This is a genomic window from Gimesia chilikensis, from assembly GCF_007744075.1.
In the GTDB taxonomy this organism is placed as follows: Bacteria; Planctomycetota; Planctomycetia; order Planctomycetales; family Planctomycetaceae; genus Gimesia; species Gimesia chilikensis_A.
The window spans coordinates 7842316-7861276 of sequence record NZ_CP036266.1 but is presented as its reverse complement, the minus strand read 5'-3'; the positions used below and the strand labels follow the sequence as shown (position 1 = coordinate 7861276).

At 49.5% G+C, this 18961-nt stretch carries 17 protein-coding genes and 1 pseudogene; 4 read left to right on the top strand and 14 right to left on the bottom strand.

Going from position 1 to position 18961, the window contains the following annotated elements:
* Window positions 1–257 precede the first annotated feature (257 nt).
* The gene (locus HG66A1_RS29895) at window positions 258–1055 is read right to left on the bottom strand and encodes a hypothetical protein (protein WP_145192931.1); all 798 of its coding nucleotides are present in this window, start codon (window positions 1053–1055) and stop codon (window positions 258–260) included.
* A 413-nt stretch (window positions 1056–1468) separates the two neighbouring features.
* On the opposite strand from HG66A1_RS29895, the gene HG66A1_RS29890 reads away from it, so the two are divergent.
* Window positions 1469–2593, top strand: coding sequence for a Dam family site-specific DNA-(adenine-N6)-methyltransferase (locus tag HG66A1_RS29890; protein ID WP_145192929.1), 1125 nt, complete (start codon window positions 1469–1471; stop codon window positions 2591–2593).
* Between the two features lie 550 nt (window positions 2594–3143).
* On the opposite strand, the gene HG66A1_RS29885 is transcribed toward HG66A1_RS29890, so the two are convergent.
* Window positions 3144–5354 carry a Helicase associated domain protein gene (locus HG66A1_RS29885; RefSeq protein WP_145192927.1) on the bottom strand — a complete coding sequence of 737 codons (2211 nt, stop codon included), beginning with the start codon at window positions 5352–5354 and terminating at the stop codon, window positions 3144–3146.
* Window positions 5355–5594: 240 nt separating this feature from the next.
* Between HG66A1_RS29885 and HG66A1_RS29880 the strand changes: the two genes are divergently transcribed.
* Together HG66A1_RS29880 and HG66A1_RS29875 are read left to right on the top strand one after the other, a co-directional pair.
* Entirely contained in the window at window positions 5595–6149 is a 555-nt protein-coding gene (locus HG66A1_RS29880; RefSeq protein WP_145192925.1) for a helix-turn-helix domain-containing protein, read from the top strand.
* A 314-nt stretch (window positions 6150–6463) separates the two neighbouring features.
* Entirely contained in the window at window positions 6464–8305 is a 1842-nt protein-coding gene (locus HG66A1_RS29875) for a recombinase family protein (protein ID WP_145192923.1), read from the top strand.
* Here HG66A1_RS29875 and HG66A1_RS29870 read toward each other — a convergent pair.
* Window positions 8287–9132, bottom strand: a pseudogene (locus HG66A1_RS29870) (YifB family Mg chelatase-like AAA ATPase); the annotation flags it as partial. The gene HG66A1_RS29875 and the pseudogene HG66A1_RS29870 sit on opposite strands and share 19 nt — an antisense overlap.
* A 307-nt stretch (window positions 9133–9439) precedes the next feature.
* Between HG66A1_RS29870 and HG66A1_RS32940 the strand changes: the two are divergent.
* Entirely contained in the window at window positions 9440–9538 is a 99-nt protein-coding gene (locus HG66A1_RS32940) for a 50S ribosomal protein bL37 (protein WP_002645378.1), read from the top strand.
* 92 nt (window positions 9539–9630) lie between these two features.
* Here the strand turns inward: HG66A1_RS32940 and HG66A1_RS29865 are convergent, their stop codons facing one another.
* The 11 genes from HG66A1_RS29865 to HG66A1_RS32275 all read right to left on the bottom strand — a co-directional run bounded on the left by HG66A1_RS29865 (window position 9631) and on the right by HG66A1_RS32275 (window position 18817).
* On the bottom strand, window positions 9631–10275 hold the full coding sequence (locus HG66A1_RS29865; protein ID WP_145192921.1) for an RNA polymerase sigma factor: 645 nt from the start codon (window positions 10273–10275) through the stop codon (window positions 9631–9633).
* Between the two features lie 57 nt (window positions 10276–10332).
* Entirely contained in the window at window positions 10333–11130 is a 798-nt protein-coding gene (locus HG66A1_RS29860) for a hypothetical protein (RefSeq protein ID WP_145192919.1), read from the bottom strand.
* The gene (locus HG66A1_RS29855) at window positions 11127–13115 is read right to left on the bottom strand and encodes a serine/threonine protein kinase (RefSeq protein WP_197996869.1); all 1989 of its coding nucleotides are present in this window, start codon (window positions 13113–13115) and stop codon (window positions 11127–11129) included. The genes HG66A1_RS29860 and HG66A1_RS29855 overlap by 4 nt, the downstream gene beginning before the upstream one ends.
* A gap of 108 nt (window positions 13116–13223) precedes the next feature.
* Entirely contained in the window at window positions 13224–13448 is a 225-nt protein-coding gene (locus tag HG66A1_RS29850) for a PLDc N-terminal domain-containing protein (protein ID WP_145192915.1), read from the bottom strand.
* A gap of 56 nt (window positions 13449–13504) precedes the next feature.
* A complete protein-coding gene (locus tag HG66A1_RS29845; protein ID WP_145192913.1) occupies window positions 13505–14173 on the bottom strand; it encodes an FHA domain-containing protein in 669 nt (222 codons plus the stop codon).
* Between the two features lie 217 nt (window positions 14174–14390).
* A complete protein-coding gene (locus tag HG66A1_RS29840) occupies window positions 14391–15197 on the bottom strand; it encodes a hypothetical protein (protein ID WP_145045424.1) in 807 nt (268 codons plus the stop codon).
* A gap of 201 nt (window positions 15198–15398) precedes the next feature.
* Window positions 15399–16481 carry a dipeptidase gene (locus HG66A1_RS29835; protein ID WP_145192911.1) on the bottom strand — a complete coding sequence of 361 codons (1083 nt, stop codon included), beginning with the start codon at window positions 16479–16481 and terminating at the stop codon, window positions 15399–15401.
* Between the two features lie 77 nt (window positions 16482–16558).
* On the bottom strand, window positions 16559–17044 hold the full coding sequence (locus HG66A1_RS29830; protein WP_145192909.1) for a DUF423 domain-containing protein: 486 nt from the start codon (window positions 17042–17044) through the stop codon (window positions 16559–16561).
* Between the two features lie 51 nt (window positions 17045–17095).
* The gene (locus HG66A1_RS29825; protein WP_145192907.1) at window positions 17096–17677 is read right to left on the bottom strand and encodes a DJ-1/PfpI family protein; all 582 of its coding nucleotides are present in this window, start codon (window positions 17675–17677) and stop codon (window positions 17096–17098) included.
* Window positions 17678–17779: 102 nt separating this feature from the next.
* A complete protein-coding gene (locus HG66A1_RS29820) occupies window positions 17780–18658 on the bottom strand; it encodes a sulfite exporter TauE/SafE family protein (RefSeq protein ID WP_145045416.1) in 879 nt (292 codons plus the stop codon).
* Between the two features lie 12 nt (window positions 18659–18670).
* The gene (locus HG66A1_RS32275) at window positions 18671–18817 is read right to left on the bottom strand and encodes a hypothetical protein (protein ID WP_187781903.1); all 147 of its coding nucleotides are present in this window, start codon (window positions 18815–18817) and stop codon (window positions 18671–18673) included.
* Window positions 18818–18961 lie beyond the last annotated feature (144 nt).

Sequence of the window (18961 nt, the reverse complement as noted above, 5' to 3'; positions counted from 1 at the left end):
CGCAATGTTCGGTGACAACCTTACTGATAAACTCTTGTTACGACTGGGCACTGATGGCCTCTCCTTTTTGTTTTTTTGTTTCATGGACTTGTTTCTCCAAACTTGCGCAGACTTTTTACAAAGACCGAACGTGCCGAGTGTTCCCGCTCGGTGCGCAATCCGTGCGCACCCGGCACGCCGGTTACAAAAATTGTGTTTAAGAATTGCGGACCGTTAGAATTGGCTTACACAATCGGAAGCGGCGGCCCAGAGAATGGTCAGCCGACGAGAATGAGAGGACTCGATGTTGGCTGTTCCAGAGACGGAAGGTCGGCGAGCTTGAATGATTCGCCAACGAGTTCGATAAGTTCGTCTAAAGTCATGATGTCCTCCTCCACGGTTTCGAGTTGATGTTCGAAGGTTGATAGCTCGTCACCGTTAACTGATTCGGAGGGATCTTCGAAGTCAAGCAGATAATCACTACCATTGCAGAGGTCCTCAAAATGATCAACGATCAACTCGTCAGGGTCGTATTGCAGGAACTCGAAGCGAACGCATTCTAAGAAGCCAAGCAGATCAGCAAGTGTGCTTGTGAGATTATTAGATATCCATCGGCTATGGTTATCGCCAACCTGCTTTATATAAATCCCACGGACTCGGGCGGAATTCCAGTTATTTCCCACCGACAGGGTTGCAACCTTCTTCGATACGTAACCACGGACTTCGGTAGGACTGACATATTGCTGCGATTTGGCCCATCGTCGTACTTCAAATTCGCCGTAGTATTCGATCATTGCTGACAGTGGCAAAACGACGGCGTAGGTTTCGGGTCCGAGACACTTGACTGCAGACTCCACGCTTTTGCAGATGATGAGTTGCTCACAAACCCGAGGATCGAGTGCGGTTTTGCTGTAGATGCGTGGCGTTCTCGCCGGGTCGTCATAAGTAAGGAGTGACATTACTTCGTCGTCGATCCCAGTAAAAACTACATACAGTTCTCCCTTCTTCATCCGTTGTGATAGATTACGACGGACTTGTTTCGGGGTTTGATGCTTCGCAGTTTTTTTCTTGCTCATTCGTAGTCTCCAGAATATGGTTTAAAATTTCGATCCGCCGACGGTGGCGAATCAGTAAAACGCATTATCGGTGTCCCTCCCTTTCAATCTCTTTCCTGATGGGCAAATGTGACATCCGTAAACACAGTCACATCAGTGAGTTGGGATAATCCCATCACGAATCCCAGCCACACGAAATTAGGGCAATTAATATTTTTCTTGCCTGCTTGCCAGATCTGTACTTATTCATTTTTGTTCACATGATTGTGTCTTTGTTGGCGCACTTGCCGGTGTCTTGTCCTTGCGATCTGCCTTACCAAAGATCGTTTTCTTTCGCCCTTCTTGTAGGTGTCCAATACGCCCATAATTCACTAATATCCGAGGAGATAAAGGTGGATAGAGAAAGTGGTATCAATCAGTTACGGTCGAACTGAATGGATTACGAGGAATCGAAATTGGGGCAACGGGAGCAAAACAACACGTTGGAAGAAAGAAACGGCTACCGCCGAGCCGAGACATTCCGGCAGAATTTCCGGTCGCTGCTGGAGAGTCGATGGTTGTCACAGCGAGAAGCCGCAGATCAAATCGGCGTGCCGTATAAATGGGTGCGGCGACTCTGCCATGAAGGAGTTGGTCGAGCAGATAAACGAACCAAAGCGGGCCTCCAAGACATAGCCAGCTTCTTCGGAGTAGAGGTCGAAGCTCTGTGGCAAGAAAAAGTTGTCTCTTCTTCAATTCCCAGACCAGATCGCAGCCTGATTCGATGGACCGGCACGAAGCGACTACAAGCAGGCGAGATCGTCAAACGCTTCCCGAACGAAATCGCCACGTATTATGAGCCGTTTCTTGGCGGTGGTGCGGTGCTTTACGAGCTATTGAAGAGCGACATCCCCGTCAAGCGGTTTCGTTGTAGTGACACCTGCGCTCCGCTGATTGAACTGTGGAAGCAAATTAGGTCCGATCCGGCCACGCTCCAGAAAAGATATGAAGTGATGTGGAACACGCTCCGCAGGCGTGGAAAAAACTATTATCTGGAGGTTCGAGACCTGTTCAATGAGAGCCACGATCCCTGTGACTTCTTTTTCGTTCTTCGGACCTGCCGAAATGGATTTGTGCGGTTTAACCAAAAGGGAAAGTTCACTGTTGGTTTCCACCACAAACGAAATGGCCTGCCCCCCGAAGAAGTTCATGCGTTACTGCAAGACTGGCACCGATTGCTGATGAAACACGATGTCACCTTCACCGTCCGGGATTATCGAGAAATTTCAACGAGACTTCGGGACGTGATATACCTCGATCCACCGTATGTTGCCGAAACAGAGATTTACTCGGGGAGATTTGACTATGGAGAACTGTGGACGTGGATGGAGAGGCAACGGTGCAGCTACCTGTTATCACTCAACGGATTCGTTGGGAGCGAAGACCGTCGCCTCGCTGTCCCCAATAATCTGTACGATGAAGAGTTGCAGATCGATGCGGGGATCGGTTCTTTGAATACAAACGGATCGATCCAAGTAACGAACAGCTTGTATTTGCGAACGAGTAAGAACCGGGGCTGACGAGAATCAGTGATCAATGGTGCTATTGCGTCATTGATCACTGAGCCCATGTTTTGGAGCTTACAAGAATTCGTGGAAAATTAGAATTATGGATTCGATAGAAATGTATTCCATACAGTCGAGAAATTTGAATTCATGGAAAAAATGGAGATGCCCAAGAGTCAAAAAAGTGCTTAAGCAAAAGGGTTCTAGGGTTACAAGTTGCGTGTCCATGAGTTACTGTGTCGGGAATTGACACAGCACTAGCTCCTTTGTGTGCCTTGCCCCTTGGTTCATTTAAAACCAAGGGGCATTTTGTGATGACAATACACGTATCGGAAGAATATTTGTGGATAAAATCGAATTAGCCAAAAACAGTTTGGAGACTTAAAAGAGAAACCTCGAACAGTCAATACCGAGTGATAACACAAAGCCAATTACTAAAGTATTGGCTACTCGCTTCAACAAAATTCTGTCTGCCATTGTAGAAGTCAAAGACGACTTTCCCGACGAAATAAGTCTTACGGATTCTTACATGAGTGGGTATAAAGATCATCCCGAAGCTCCTTTTTTATCCCCACGTCCACCATATTATTGCTTCCAGCAACTTGATTTTCTCAACAGATAAATTGCCTCGATGATAAGCAACCCTTTGTTGATAAAACCAATTAGTTGATTTCTTGTCAGTCTTCGGAAACGGTCTTTTTTTCAAAACTCTGACTGATTCATAGTTGCGATGCCATCGATCAGGCTTCCATTGCCACCAACTAATTGATTCTAGTAGCTCAATTCTATCTTGAGATAGTTTGCCAGCAGAGTAAATCAGACGTTGCTTGCCAGTCCAATTTTCTAATGCTTTAGACAACTTCGTTGGATAATGCTTATAAGCTTTTATCTCATTAAAGTATTCTTGCCAACGATCATCATATTTTTTGAACCATTCCCACCAAGGGATTGATTCCAAAAGATGAATTCTTTCTTTTGACAACCTTCCATCTCGATAAAATGCCTTGTTGTTGCTGATCCACCAGTAAGCTTTACTACTTTGTGGCGGGCAAGCAGGTAAAGACTTGATCTTCTCGTAATTTCCAAGCCAATTTGAGTCAAAGATTCCTGAAATAATTTTTCTCAATTCAGCAAATCTGGTAGGACCACCAAACCCTGCTGAAAACAACTGTAGACCTTTCAGAGTATCGTCAGACCAAACCTTGTCGAATCCAGAATTGACTAGATCATCAACAGCAAGGGTGATGTTAGCTTTTCGTCTGATCATCAACACTATTTGTTTTGCTGTCTGTTCTTCTTGTTCGATGTCAAAGTTTTTCAGAGCACGAACAATTGCATTTTTTGCCTCTGTGTCTGAAGGTTTTCTGTTTTGCTGCTCGCAATCAGCAAACAATGAGATCATAGCATCATAACAATCAGAAAGAATGCTCTCTTGCAAATCTTCATCATACTGACCAAGCAAATTTACTGGTCTGCCTTGGCTCCCCCCTTCAAAATGCCCATCATCATAATACTTCGGCATTTTGATAGGATTAAGGGCATTGTCCAAAATCAAAGACGCATGAAAATGAGCAAACAGTTTAGATAAATATTTTCGTTGCTCGTCTTTTGGAGCATCTGTAATGACCGAAAAGAAAGAGAAATAGCTTATGTGCTCCTTACCGGGGTAATCCCTGATAAGCCTTCCAAAGCGTTGATTTCTGTCTTGATCTGATCCACTTGGTACTAGGTCAATTACTCTTTGTGCCTGTAGCCAATCAGCACCCTCCTTAAACATACCAACTGTTAGAATTACATCAATCTGCTCTCCCTGTGTCATCGCAAACTTGATTTTCTCGTCTCGATGATCCCCATCGACAAGATCAAGAATAATTCGACCTTCATTATCACTGTCAGCAGACCACAACTCACTCTCTGGATAGTGTTTTTTGATCGTTCTCACAATACGTTTTGTAAAATCAGACTTCTCTTTTCCGAGAAGCAGACGATGATTTTTAGGCGGGCAATATATGATTGTTGGAGTTTGATCTTGTGCAAGTAGTTGGTTGAGACTTTTCCAAACTGTGCCTTTAAAGGCAACGAAATCATACTTGTATGATTTAATGTGCTTGAGAGACCGCCAATATTTGTCAAACTGAATTGAATGTCGATAGAACCGATCAAGATGACTTTCTGTGATAATCGGTAATTGATCACCACGAAAAAAGAATGCTGTCGCCAAGATCAATCTTGTGGTGGTCGTCGGATTATCGATATCCAGAATATAATTAACGATTGCGCCTAGTTGATTACATGATTCATCTGCCCCCGAAATGTGGTGTGATTCATCAATGAGGAATGTAGTGTTCTTGGTCGCTTCTGCGAGTTGCTTATCAGACAAGCTTGAGAATGTCCGGGCTAAACCAGCATGAGTTGTCACGATAATTCGATTGAAAATCTTTTTATCTTTTGCTGGTTCCGTTAGAAACTGCGATAGCTCTTCGGTCTTGTTCCGAATGTAATTACACAGATTGTGTTTGACAGCCCAATCAAGCATTTCACCAGTCGGCAATTTGATTGAAACATCGTGGATGAATCCTTTAGCTATAACTGTTTGGGGGATCGCAATAACAACTTTTCTTTCTGTGCCAGAAAGTAAGTCATCACCTGCAAGAGCACAAAGCACCATGCTTTTTCCCCAGCCTGTCGGGGCATTTAATATAGCGTGGTCATGTCGCCTTAATTCGGCGAAAGCTTCCTCTTGACTTTTCCTTAATTTGATTTGGGTTACAGACATTTTTTCTCCTAGCTGTAATGAGTGCTCAATTTGCTGCTAACGCCGATTTATTTTGGTAGTTGAGGTTTAGCGTGAATCGTCTCTACTCATCACTTTGTTCTCCTGAAACAGAGTTTTGTCTTGGCCAACCACTCGGCTGACTCACGCCACCATTACCAGTGTCCTAATACTTCCAATAATTTCTGGGGCATTCTGGGACAGTAAGTAGATTTATGGGACACGATCTGGGACAATCAGGGTATGAGACGAGATCCCGAGGAATTTAAACGGAACGTGCGGCGACGGCTGAATGAGCGAAACCTCTCGCAGAAGGATGCCGCAAAGAAAGCTGACCTGCCCTACAAGTGGGTGAGACGGATTTGCTCACGAGGGCTGACAAGGGTTGAGGGGCGAAACGCAGAGCAAGTCAAGAAGCTGTGTGATCTTCTTGGAGTAGAAGATTACGAGCAACTTTTTTCAGGAATCAATTTCGATAACACCCCTGCTGGCTGGGCCAAGAAAGCAGCCGAAGTCATTCGGCAAAACAACAGTGATGGCGAACGGCTGAAAAGTCAAATCGACACTGCGTACCGAATGCTCGCCGCAGATTCAGTGTGGGAACTCATTAAGAACAGAGGGCTGTATGACACCTTTAAGAAAATGGGAAAATTCACAAACCAAGAAGACGGGCTGGCCCTAATCAGATATTTGCTGCGTGGGGACGCTGATACGGATATGCTGCCTCTTTCAGCCGAACAAATAGTTGAGAAGGTCGAAGCGAATATGACAGTACAGACAACAGTTCAAAATGACTGACGGTCACGTGACCAAGATCGCATTGCGCCGTTGATCGGCAATTCCACGTTTTGGGACTTACAACAATTCGTGGAAAACTGGAATTCTGGAATCGACAGAAACAATAATCCTACCGTTTGAATAATTTCTAAAGTTCTACTTTACGATCATTATATTCGTACGTAGAATAGGGACGCCACGGGAGCCGTGTCAAAAATCAACCACACCCACGGAGAATTAGAGTTTTCGTCGCAGATGTCTGCGGCGAAGGCACGATTTTCGTGGGTTTTTTATTTGAATCTTCGTATACGTTAAAGAAGTAAAACAGTCTTCCAATGAGCAATCGTTCTTCCATCATCTGGCGGAACTCCCCGAAAAGATTCGGTCATTCTACAATAGCTTTCCAGATGAATGTGGCCCATCAAGTTTGGAGTATCTCAATGACACGTTTAATTCCCACAGTCGCATATCTTCGGATGTCAAATAAAGATCAAAAAACTAGTATCCCCCAGCAACGCAAACAAATTACTGCCTATGCAAAAGCCAACGGCTACGAAATCGTCACTTGGTATATTGACGATGGGAAATCTGGTTCCCGTGAACAACATAAGAGAACAGAATTTACTCGAATGCTCTCTGACTCAACGACAGGAAATTTCGAAGTAATCCTCTGCCTTGACAAATCCCGTTTTGGTCGGCTGGACTCAATCGAAGGTGCATTTGCCAAACAGACATTAAGGAATGCAGGTGTCATACTACATACGCTTCTGGAAGGTGATTCAGATTGGAACACTCATACCGGACGCATTGTGGATTCAGTTCTTTCCGAAGCCCAGCATGAATATTCATACAAATTGGGTCAGAAAACACTCATCGGTAAACTCAACACATGGTCCAATGGCACACCATACGGACAGCAGACACCTTATGGTTTCTCCCGCAAGGTTGTGGATGATAAATGCCACATCAGAATTATAGGACGTAGGGAGAAGTTTACTAAACCTAAAAACTGGTCACAAGAATTTGTTCCGGGTGATCCAGATGAGGTCGAAGTTGTCCAATGGTTATTCGAGACTTATGCAAACCGAGATGTCGGCTTCCGTTGGCTTGCCGCTGATTTGAATAGTAGAAATATTCCAAGTCCAACAGGTAAGAAATGGTGTGCCAAAACGATTCAAGATATTTTGTGTAATCTCCGCTATATAGGCGATCTTCCTCTTGGAAAAAGAGCAGCAGGTACATTCTGGCGGCTGGACGGAGAAGAGGTCGTTAAATCTGAAACGACATCAGTTGTCCGCAATAGTGAATCTCTTATAAAGAAGAATACCCATGATGGTATCGTCAGTCGTACGCTATTCGACAAAGTTCAGCGACGTATCGAGCGTCGGAAACAAACTAACACCCACTCCCACAAATCAGGTGGATATCTATTAAAGGATGTCCTGTACTGCGGGAACTGTGGGAAACCGCTGTATGGGAATCTAAATCGGAGTGGTAAGAATACAGAAAAAAAGAAATCTGGTAGAATCATTTATGTATGCAAAACCGCCATCAAATATGGGAAGCAATGCAGTTGTGCCCAATGGAAGATTGAAGAAGATTTGGTCCTCCCTTTCCTCAAACAGAAATTGCTTGAAGGAATCGACAAGATTGTCCTGAAGCAATCAGCTATGAAATTACCTAAACTAAAAAAGGTAAAACCGAACGAAGTTGAACTGAAGATGTCAAAACTGGATGACCTGATTGAGCGGGGAACAAAAAATTTACTTTTGGCTTCTGCTGAACATCTATCCCAACTTGACAAGCAGTTATCCGAATTGAAAGCAGAGCGTGCTGAACTGGAAAAAGTAATCGAGCAGGCCAAGAATAAAAAGTCAAGGCATCCTTTTATCCCGTCTGATGAATGGATAGATGTTCTACGTGAAAGACGACAGTTGTTTGAGGGCTTGCGTGGACAACTTGTGGATATCGAGACTGGGAAGAGCAGGGACGGGAAGTATTCAAGATGTTTCCATTTGAACGCAGACACTTTCCGAGAGTTGCTTATCAGCCATGATTGCAGAGTCGATTTTTGGTGGGATCGTAAATCCAAGCATCGATGGAAAGTCTCTAAAATTAGAGTGAGAGCGTTTGGTCAGAATGCACAATTTGAGACTATCGCTTCGCTGATGGTATGATGGGGCGTGCGGAACTGGCGTAACATCACCAGCGACTGGTCTCGCGACAGGCGCCCCATCGCACTGTAGATCCGCGTCGTTTCCAGACTCTCTTCCTGAGACAGGCGTGGCAGGATTGTGCTGATCCGTGATGCGAGCAATGTCTTGCCGGTCCCGGGCGAACCGATCATTAGCAGATGATGCATGCCGGCGGCAGCGACGGTGATGGCGCGTTTGGCGTATTCCTGTCCTTTCACATCGCTGTAGTCGATGTCGTAATGGCCGTGTTCTTCAAGGGCATTTTCCCAGCTGAACTCGATAGGTTCGATGGGCAGTGTTCCCGTATAAAATCCGACCGCTTCGGCCAGTGTGCCGACCGCGTAGACATCCAGACCATCGACGACCGCTGCTTCATCGGCATTCTCGACAGGGACGAGCAGCCCCTGCTTTCCCTGCTCGCGGGCGGAGAGTGCCATCGACAGAGCACCCCGAATGGGGCGAATCGTGCCATCCAGGGCCAGTTCTCCCACGGCGGCGTAGTCTTCGAATCGGTCTGAAGAGAGTTGTCCGCTGGCAGTTAATAATCCGAGGGCGATCGGTAAATCAAAGGAAGCGGCGTCTTTGGGGAGGTCGGCCGGGGAGAGGTTGATCACAATCCGGTCGATCGGACGATTGTATCCGCTGTTGACCAGAGCCCGTTCGATCCGGTGAGTGCTTTCTTTGACGGCTGCCTCCGCCAGCCCGACCAGAATGGTCTTGGGCAGCGCGCCGGGCGAGATATCGACTTCGACTTCCACCGGCCTGGCATCGATGCCAAACAGGGAATAGGTATAAAGCTTGGCCAGCATATACGGTCTCTGTCATCAATGGGGATTACTTTTATTATGTCCAGTGTTCAATTGATTCAAGCTATGCTACCGGAAAACGGAACACCAGTCCACATGCTCAGCCTGATATGCGGCCAATTTCGGGTTAAATAACGGGTCAAAACCGGAGGATTTCGGTAAAGCGTCTCTGATTTTCAGCGGAATGGCTTTTTTTCATCCGATACTTTGACTAGAATACCCGACCCGTTACGAAAGAGATTCTGCAGACCTCATCAGTAATTGTGTGGTCTTAATTCATATAATTTGAAGACCATCGAAGGATAATGTCATGGCTAAAACACAGCGTAAACTGAAAAAAGCAAACCACGGTCGCCGTCCTGCCAGTGCCAAAGCACGCAAGGCGAAACGGAAGCACATCAAGTTCTAAGTTGATGTCGCAGCGTTAGTTGCGGATCCGAGAAACATGAAAACCTCGTCCGGGATGTTCGGATGAGGTTTTTTTGCTGCGCCCAGCGAGATTCAATTCAGCCCCAGTCCCTGCAGGTCGGCATCGAGAATCTGGGCGGTTTTGATGGCATCCTTCAACTTGCCGACCACAAAATGCTTATGATTGGCAACCGCCTGCTCAGTAATCTGCAGCGTGGCAGCGACTTCTTTATTCGCTCTGCCCGAGACGAACAACTGCTCCATGCACTCCAGTCGCTCGAATTCGCCGTTCTTGATCCAGCCCTGAATCAGATCTGACAGGCTTTCGCAGATGACCTGCTCCTCTTTGCTTTTACGCTCCTTGCTCCGTGCCAGACTGGAAGCCACACGGGTCCGTCCTGCCGGTTCCCGGTAGCTTTCCCGTTCGCCGTTTTCGTGGGGGAACAGGGGGATCGTCGGGCGTCGCCCCTGTTTACGCAGCAGGTCTGTCAGCTTATGTGAGGCGATGGCGAACAGAAACGATTCCAGCGGCGTATTCGCATCGTAGTTGGGAATGCTGATCAGAAAGCCCATGAAGGTTTCCTGGACGACATCTTCGCTGCTGGCACGATTCCGCAGGCGGCTGTCGACGAATGCCAGCAGTCGACCTTCAAAACGGGCGATCAGCTCGGCCCAGGCGTCGGAGTCGCCTTGCCTGATTTGTGACACAAGGAGTTGATCGGCTTCGTCAATCGGCATGAGAGCTTCGTCGGTTTCCGCAGGAATGAAGAAAGTTCAGTCAGCCTGGATTGTAGCCTATTGATGCGAGGCTCTCAAATACACGGTCGTTCCCAGGCAGAGCAGCGTCACAAATGCAAAAGCGCCCCCCAGCCAGATCACCCGCTGATTTCCCGCCTGGAGTTTCCATTTCGTATAAAACGTCTGCTTCACAGAGGGGGAGAGTTCGACTTCCACATAAGCACGGTACATATCCTGCTTAAACGATTCACCCGATTTCAAGACATCACCAAAGTCATGCTCGATCGTCTGGTAATAGCTCCGCCGCATGGCGACCTGTCTGACCAGTTCCGGGCTGAGCGTTCTGGCGTCTGACGAGTACTGTGGATGCTCTGCACTAAGTGTTTCTTCGAATTTCACACGTGCTCTTCCCAGTGCATCCTGAAATGCTTCGGCCGGAGTAGCAAACAGTCCTGACTGAAAGACCTGCTTCATGCCTCCTGAACCTTCCTGACTGGAACTGATCCACTCGGGCAGCGGTTCCGCTTTCTTAGGCTGGTCAGCCTGGGGAGCGTCATGCGGCTTAGGTGCAACTAAAGGCAGTTCGGGCAGTGGAATCGATGACGCCTCTACCAGTAAATCAGGTGCTTTGACGGCAACTGCTGTTGTCCCCTGTACCACAGTCGCTTGTGAATTACTTTCCATGCTGACGTAAGACACGGCCAGCACAGCGGGAATAAATGCCACGAGGCAAACGCCCGCAATCGCAAGGAACCGGGCTTTGTATTTCACCGTCAGGAAACTCAGAACTGCAACGATTACAGCAATGGAAATCAGAGCCATAAAACTCATGGATACACTGTCTTGGGGACTCATGCCTGTACCTCCTGCATTTCAATCGCTCGCTGATCGGGGTGGATCCAGGCAGCAGATAACTGGACGACACTGGAAATAATCGCGGCCCAGGTCAGCCCCATTACAACCGGGAAGGCCCAGATGGCTGTGATGACGTATGCCACGAAGACCGTCAGCAGGACAGAGCGGACTCTGAATTTTCGCGGGCGGAAGGCATCAGCGTGCCACCACCAGCGACGGAAACAGAACAGCAACCCGAAGAACACGACATAGGAAATCAACGTGGGTTGTCCATTCGGCAACACCAGGGAATAAGGTCCAATCACGTTGAACAGGGGTTTTAATCCCAGATACATTCCTCGAGAACTCGGCAGGTCGGTCAGTAACAGTTCGGTCTGCAGCAGATAAATCAGTGAGCCGACGACGACGCCCGCACCCAGCCAGATAATCCGACGCGTACTCTGATCGAACGACTTGCCTTCCGTGAGCTTGGCAACCAGTAATGCACCCCAGGCGGCGATCAACGTGCCGAAGGTGAGCAGCCCAAAGGGTGCCAGATCGGTGCCGCTCCAGAAACCGTTGGCGATACGTCCATCGGTGAAGCAGACCACGCCGGCCGCGATGACCAGTGTGCAGACGACTGCTTTGACGATGGAATTGCAGATATCATATGTTCGAGCGCGCCGGGACACCGAACGGGGCGTCAGCGGCGTCAGGTTTCTGGAAAAACGCGGTTTACGACGGTGCTGTTCGCGGACCCGACGGCGTTCTGCATCTGCCTTCTGCTGTTCCCGCTCGCGGATGATCTGTGTCTCCTGCAGAACCTGTTCGCGATAAGCTTGGGCTTCGGCCTGGTTCTGCTGTGCGGGCTGTTTATCCCAGAGATCGCTGATCGGAGGAGGCCCTTTCACGATGGCGCTAAACAGTCCGGAGAAGAGCATTCGACTTGAACCCGCGGTGAGCAGAAGTCCGCCACAAAAAGCACAGATCAAAATTCCCGACGCGAAGAGCGGCGCACCGGCGAAAACCCCCACCACGGCCATGAGCAGTCCAAAAGCGAGCATCACGATCAGTAGAATGGCCGGCAGTAACAGCAGGCTGTATGCCCAGTGTTTGTCTGATTGCGCTATGTTAGAATCCGTGCCTCTGGAAGGCTGCCCATTGACTGCCTCGTATTCAAAAGAGTCATTGGGAATTTCCGTAACAGTGTCGCGTTGGAACAGAGCCCGCTCGAATTCACGTTTGAATTGTTTGATGTCAGAGATTCGCTGCTGCGGATCTTTTTCCAGAGCGCGTCCCACAACGGCTCTCAGGTGAGCCGGTAGACGACTGAGATCCGGCTTTTCAGAGAGATGTTTCATCAGAATCTCTGCCGTCGATTCCCCGTCGAAAGGAACGACGCCGGTAACCATCTCGTATACCAGGACACCTGCCGCGTAGACATCGACTTCCTTCCCGTAACGCCCTCGTGCGACTTCAGGCGCCATGTAGTGTACTGTGCCCACGCTCTGCGTATTTGCGCTGCGGCGGCTGTGGGTAATAAACTTGGACAGACCCACGTCACCGACTTTGATGATCTCGCCATCCCGAAAAACGTTAGACGGTTTCAAATCCCGGTGTACGAGACCGCGACTGTGCAGATACGACAGGCCTTCAGAAATTCCGGAGAGCCAGTACCGGACCTGCTCCATCGGCATGCCGTCGGGATACTGCTGCAGTGCCTTATCCAGTCCCTGGCCCGAGACGTATTCCATCACCACCCAGTGATCGCCGTCCCGGTCCGTTTTGACATCAAAGATGGTTACCAGGTTGGGATGTTTGAGATTCAGGCATTGTGTGACTCCCCGCAGTTCGACGTCCATGTTCTGCTGCAGCAGTTTTAAGGCGACCTCTTTACCGGAATCGGTCAGGGCGTAGTACACCTCACCAAATCCGCCCCGATCGATGGCGCGTTTGATCGTAAATCCTTCAAGAGGCTTTGATTCTGGTGCGAAGGTGAATTTCATGGCCGCTTCCATCCGTTAAACAACGTTGTTGTCGTACGGTACTGTTTCTAATGACTGTGTATGAATAACGTTCACAAAGTCATTCTGGTTCATAGTTTTTCGTAAGTTTTACTGCCCCGTCTGCTTAATTCGTTCCGGTCGACGCACAATGTAATACAGCAAGGCTCCCAGTGCCTGCAGGAGAATAATCACAATCGCCCAGATAACTTTATCATTTCCCTCTGAGGGCTCGTATTTCAGGCAGTCAATCAGCATCCAGATCCAGAACACAAAATAAAGAACCGTAAAGGCCAGCGAGAATAAAAATAGAATGAGACTGATGATTGAGAACATGATGCCGATTTCCATAGTACAAACTGTGTTGTTACGCGAGACAACCCCCAGGCAGATTAAACAATAACCTCCCAGCGAAAGCGAAGTTCAGGACCACTCACCAGGCAACCCGGGGTTAAAACGGCTCCCTGTGAGGCAGGCTCTTCATTCACATAGATCTCCTGTCGCGAACGACAGAGGACCTGGTCTCCCTGGCGGTAAATCACGACAGATCCCGGCCAGTTCTTACAGACAATATGATTTTCTCCGGTAGCGCCCAGCAGGCAGTTGTCGGCCATCAGTACGATTCCATCCAGCCGTTGCTGGGGCTGATGAAAGCTGGTGAACTCCAGACAGGCAGATGTGCTGAGCGCGGTTGGCTGGGTAAATGACAGGATGGTGTCCTGATTCAGTTTAAGCGTCGCCCGGTCCGACAGCAAGACTCGATCATTGACGGGGCGTTCCTGGCAGAGCACTGGGGCATGGGCTTCCAGATAGTAACTTTCTCCGGAACGGGTAATCGTTGCGTGGTGTCTCGACAGGTTCGACAGTAAGGCCAGATCAGCCCATTCAGAACGTAGTGGGCTGCTGGAACCTGGTTTCCCCGGCCCCCCGATTCGCAGGGTCTCCTGCAGATAAACCAGCCAGGTGCCGACTCCGTCAATCCACAGCAGGTAATTCGTACCCGCATCAGTGGGGGCAGCAGACTGCCGGTCGTCTCTGGATGTGGGAGAAAAGAAGCCCAATGAAATTCCCCTGGGAAAACGCGGATGTGTCAGGAACCGGTAATCCGGTTACCCTCTCATTTTAACGGATTAGAAAACGAATTGTGCGAAAGAATCCTGTTTTTACTGCGGTATTCACTGTTTTTCAAACCAGGCAACGGGGGCAGGCAGTCTTGTTTTACAACAAATCCTGCCTGCCACCCCCTCGCGCCTATGGTTCGCTACGATCACAAAGCGATTATTGTGCAACGACTTTGTCGCCGGACTTCAGTTTGAAGTATTCATCCATCTGCTTTACGACATCCCGTTTTTCTTCCACTTTGGTGTCGACGGGAATCAGACCGGTGAACTTGCCTTCGGCGTCAAGCAGCTTCTCTTTGACGTCCAGCTGCTTATTCAGATCGCGGATCAGACCTTTGGCTCGCGTGAGCTGTGAGTTGTCGATCTGCAGATTGCTGACCGTTTCCGCAGCCTGAACTGATTTGAGACGTGCTTCCAGCTGTTCGATCTGCACTTCCAGGTCCATCTTGGAAGACAGCATGTTTTCCAGCTTTTCGCGATTGGCATCCAGTGCTTTTTCGCGGGCTTTCAATATCTGCTGGTTACGTTTCAGGGTCTCGGAAGCGACCTTAAAACGATCAAACCGTTGTGCCAGGTCATTGCGAATATCATCCTTGGAATAAGTCCGACTCGCATAAACGAACTCTGTGTCGTTCGACTCCAGGTCAGACCGCAGCGTGAACATGGCCTCTTTCTGCTGTTTCATCGCCAGCTCTGAGTCATGCATTTCCTGTTGCAGGGTTTCTACATCCACCTGCTGCTCAGCGATCACGTGCATGCAACGCCGGATATCCGGGACCAGATCTTCTACCATCTTACGGGCACGTTCGACTTCAAAATCGACGGGAACTTCCGATTTCACAGCTTCCCGTACCGAATTGCCGGCCGTCTTCATGTAACTCACAACATCACGGCCAAAGACGAAGGTTCCCAGCGTGGCCAGCACTGCAGCACCTATCAAGATTTTCTTGCCAAAAAATAACATTGTCCAGACTCCCTCACTCCAAGATATGTTCGATTCGGAACAGTAGGCCAAACCGATCGGCCACGTTACAAAGAGTGATTCGCTGGAGAAAATCGATTATTGACCGTTTTTCAAAAGTTTTGACGCGGTAAAAGAAAAACGCCGTATCTCTCTACAATATAGAGGGATACGGCGTCTTGATTTGTTCGATAATATCGAAGTTTAGCCGGCTGGCAGTGCTTTCAGGAAGAAATCGATAAAGTTCTGCGACATGATACCCTTGATGTCCGCCTCGCTGTAGCCCCGCTTTTCCAGGATACTGGCGTACATTTCCAGATCCGCAATCGTATCCAGATCGTGCGGCGTCTGTTCTTTACCAAAACCACCGTCGAGGTCGGTTCCCATCCCGCAATGCTTCGCATTACCCGCCAGCTGGCAGATGTGGTCGGTGTGGTTGGCGATATCTTCGATGGAAGTCGTTTTGGGATCAGAAACGCCGATCGTCCAGCCTGGTTTGATCATCCAGTTATCGAATGCACAGCCAATGACGGCTCCACGTTCGATCAGGGCTTTGATCTGCTCATCGGTCAGCTGGCGATCCGCATCCACCAGCGCACGGCAGTTGTGATGGCTGGCCAGCACAGGTCCCTGGAAAATCTCCAGAGCTTCCCAGAAGGACTGATCGGCCAGATGGGTTACGTCCAGCAACATGCCGACCCGATCCATCTCTTTCAGCAGTGCGGGGCCTTCTTCTTTAAGACCACCGGTACTGCCCGTTCCGTAGCAGTACGGACCAGGGCCATAATGTGCGGGGCCCAGAATCCGCAGGCCGGCATCAAACCAATGCTCGATCTGACCGGGTGAGAGGATCGGCGGGGCCCCTTCCATACTCAGAATGAACCCGATGGGAATCGTACTGCCTTCTTCGCGAGCAGCTGCCTCGTTGGCTTCCCACTCCTCGACGTGACTCTTCAGGGTCTTACTGTCCGGAATTTCCCGCAGAACCCCCTTCTCCACCATGGCCCGATAATAGGCCAGCTGTCCCATGGCGACCCCATAGGCGGCTTCGCGAGACTGATAATGTGTCAGTGCTGCATCCTTGCGGTGCAGGCGGGGCAGCAGCGTGGAGATGGTCATTCCCACGCCCCCTTTGCGAAGTGCATGCCAGGAAACCGTGGCTTCGCCGGGAATAATGTTTTCGAACTGTCGTTCAAATTTACGAATTTCGCTGACCGGCAGTTCCAGATCACGGTTCCATTCGCAGGCATTCCAGGCCATATCAAGGTGGGCGTCAAAAATCAGCATGAATGTTCTATCCTGAATGTAGGTAGGGATGACCGGGTTTGGTCATCAATATAAGTCAGAGCCACGCAGAGTTGGCTTCAGGTCGAGGCAGGAGTCTCAGGGCCGTCTGTTTCAATCGTTGAGCCACCGCCACAGGCACAGACGCCTGCCGCGAGTGAAAACCAGCCCACAATCAACAAAGTACCCCCGATGGGCGCGATCGCTCCCCAGAAAGTTTGACCGCTTAAGGTTAAAACGTAAAGACTGCCAGAGAAAAAAATGATTCCCAGCAGAAAACACCAGCCGGCAATGTTGAGCAGCTTCTGTTTTCGCGAAGTCACACCCGCAAAACCAACGGCCAGCAGCGCCAGTGAATGATACATCTGGTACTGCGCGCCGGTTTTGAAGTCGTTCAGGTATTTCTGGGCAGCGGGCACTTCGACGCCGGTGACCGTTTTCACCTGGCCCGCATATTTTTCTGCAAAGTAACCATCGATTCCATGCGCAGCGAAGGCACCCAGAATGACGGCCAGTCCACCCAGCGCCGCGCCAATTGTCGACCAGTTAAGAGAGCAGCAAGACATCAGTTTGTCTCCAGAGTTAATTAGTAGGATCGCCTGTTCGGCTGACGAACATCAGAGTTCGATTTTTGTTCCCAGTACCTTCAGGAAAGCAGCCAGCCACTGCGGATGGGCAGGCCAGGCAGGCGATGAAACCAGGTTCCCATCCACGTGCACGCCATCAATGGCTGTTTCCACATAAGTTCCACCCGCCAGATTCACTTCAGGTCCGCAGGCAGGATACGCAGTACAGCTGCGATCTTTGAGTACTCCTGCTGCTGCCAGCAGCTGCAGTCCGTGACAGACGGCGGCCACCGGTTTGCCGGCTTCGAAGAAGCTGCGCGTGATTTCAAGTACGCGCTCGTTAAGACGAATGTATTCCGGAGCCCGCCCGCCGGGAATCAACAGACCAGTGTAATCGTCGGGATTAACCTCTGAGAAAGTCGCATTCAGGGTGAAGTTGTGCCCCCGTTTTTCGGAATACGTCTGATCCCCTTCGAAGTCGTGGATCGAAGTCCGGATGATGTCACCCGCTTTTTTGTCCGGGCAGACCACATCGACCTGGTAACCGACCATCGTCAGCGCCTGGAAAGGCACCATGATTTCGTAGTCCTCGACATAATCGCCGGCTAAAAACAGAATTGATTTTGCTGCCATGAATGCGTCTCCCTCGTAAAAAACAGATCAGTGCCTGCGAACAGGAATGTACCTTTCCTGTCTGAGGGCATCTGATGCTGTGAGATCAGGTTCGAATCGATTTCAGCTGACCAGCATATAGATCAGCCGTATGCCAATCATAAGAGCCACCGAAAGTAATAACCAGCCAAACTGCTGTCTCAACTGCAGGCCTTTGAGACGGGAGTTCAGGTCCGAGCCCAGTCGAGCGCCGATGGTCCCCCCCAGCAGGAGAGCGATTACAATTTCGATACTGACATTGCCGTGTAAGGCATGGGCAATCGTCGATTGAAAAGCCACAATCCAGACAATCACCAGACTGCAGGTGATGGCGCGATGTGTGGGAATTCCCAGACCAAAAATCAGCATGGGCAGCAGCAGGATTCCCCCACTAATACCCAGCAGGCCCGAAATCAGCCCGAGCGCCAATCCGAACCAGGCGATCACCGGAATGGAAAGCGTCCCCTCGAACAGGTTGGGGAAAGTCGCTACCGGCGGGATGAGAAAGCGGTTTTTGAAAATCGCGTCCTTCAATTCCGAGTCCGGTCGACGTGCGCTTCTCAGGGAAATGACGGCCAGTGTCAGCAGCATCAGAAAATAGACAACCAGCACCACGAGATCCGCTACGATGATCGGCTGTCCGTTCAGCTGGATCTTGGCGGAATTCTTTGCTTTTTCCAGAATGCTGGTCCCGGCGATTACGCCGAGGAACAGTCCTCCCGTGATGACCAGGGGAAAAGCAAGGTCCCGGATTTTGATCTTCCGAGCAAGCAGAGAGGTGGTCGCCGGTCCCAGAATCTGGCAGGCACTGGAGCCGACAGCCAGTTCCATGGGGACACCCAGGACGATATTCAGAATCGGGACGAGCAGAAAACCGCCCCCGACACCGAACATGCCTGCCAGGAAGCCGATCGCGCCCCCGGCCAGCGAAATCAGCAGAAAATCAAACAATCCCACGCTCATTTTCGCACCGCCTCAAATCTGGTAGTCGGGGAAAATGTAGTCGTCATCAGAGTTATTGTTCGAGCGATCTTGCCATTGATTGAAAATCCAGTTCACGATCACTCCCCATAACACGGGGATAATGATGCAGGCGATGATAAAAAAAATCTTATCCAGCATGTACCTGGCCTTCCTGGAAATTCAAAACGATGTGCTTCGTGTTTAGAGGCAAACAGCGGTTGCTGTCAAGTGTCAGACTCCCCTTCCCTGAGATTGAGCATTGATCTTAGTTGTTTTTTCATGACTTTTATGAGAACATGTACG

Coding starts and splice junctions, on each gene's coding strand:
- HG66A1_RS29860 (WP_145192919.1), bottom strand. CDS start 11,130: ATGAGTCCCCAAGACAGTGTATCCATGAGTTTTATGGCTCTGATTTCC.
- HG66A1_RS29850 (WP_145192915.1), bottom strand. CDS start 13,448: ATGTTCTCAATCATCAGTCTCATTCTATTTTTATTCTCGCTGGCCTTT.
- HG66A1_RS29830 (WP_145192909.1), bottom strand. CDS start 17,044: ATGTCTTGCTGCTCTCTTAACTGGTCGACAATTGGCGCGGCGCTGGGT.
- HG66A1_RS29855 (WP_197996869.1), bottom strand. CDS start 13,115: ATGAAATTCACCTTCGCACCAGAATCAAAGCCTCTTGAAGGATTTACG.
- HG66A1_RS29880 (WP_145192925.1), top strand. CDS start 5,595: ATGAGACGAGATCCCGAGGAATTTAAACGGAACGTGCGGCGACGGCTG.
- HG66A1_RS29865 (WP_145192921.1), bottom strand. CDS start 10,275: ATGCCGATTGACGAAGCCGATCAACTCCTTGTGTCACAAATCAGGCAA.
- HG66A1_RS32940 (WP_002645378.1), top strand. CDS start 9,440: ATGGCTAAAACACAGCGTAAACTGAAAAAAGCAAACCACGGTCGCCGT.
- HG66A1_RS29895 (WP_145192931.1), bottom strand. CDS start 1,055: ATGAGCAAGAAAAAAACTGCGAAGCATCAAACCCCGAAACAAGTCCGT.
- HG66A1_RS29825 (WP_145192907.1), bottom strand. CDS start 17,677: ATGGCAGCAAAATCAATTCTGTTTTTAGCCGGCGATTATGTCGAGGAC.
- HG66A1_RS29890 (WP_145192929.1), top strand. CDS start 1,469: ATGGATTACGAGGAATCGAAATTGGGGCAACGGGAGCAAAACAACACG.
- HG66A1_RS32275 (WP_187781903.1), bottom strand. CDS start 18,817: ATGCTGGATAAGATTTTTTTTATCATCGCCTGCATCATTATCCCCGTG.
- HG66A1_RS29835 (WP_145192911.1), bottom strand. CDS start 16,481: ATGCTGATTTTTGACGCCCACCTTGATATGGCCTGGAATGCCTGCGAA.
- HG66A1_RS29820 (WP_145045416.1), bottom strand. CDS start 18,658: ATGAGCGTGGGATTGTTTGATTTTCTGCTGATTTCGCTGGCCGGGGGC.
- HG66A1_RS29875 (WP_145192923.1), top strand. CDS start 6,464: ATGAGCAATCGTTCTTCCATCATCTGGCGGAACTCCCCGAAAAGATTC.
- HG66A1_RS29885 (WP_145192927.1), bottom strand. CDS start 5,354: ATGTCTGTAACCCAAATCAAATTAAGGAAAAGTCAAGAGGAAGCTTTC.
- HG66A1_RS29840 (WP_145045424.1), bottom strand. CDS start 15,197: ATGTTATTTTTTGGCAAGAAAATCTTGATAGGTGCTGCAGTGCTGGCC.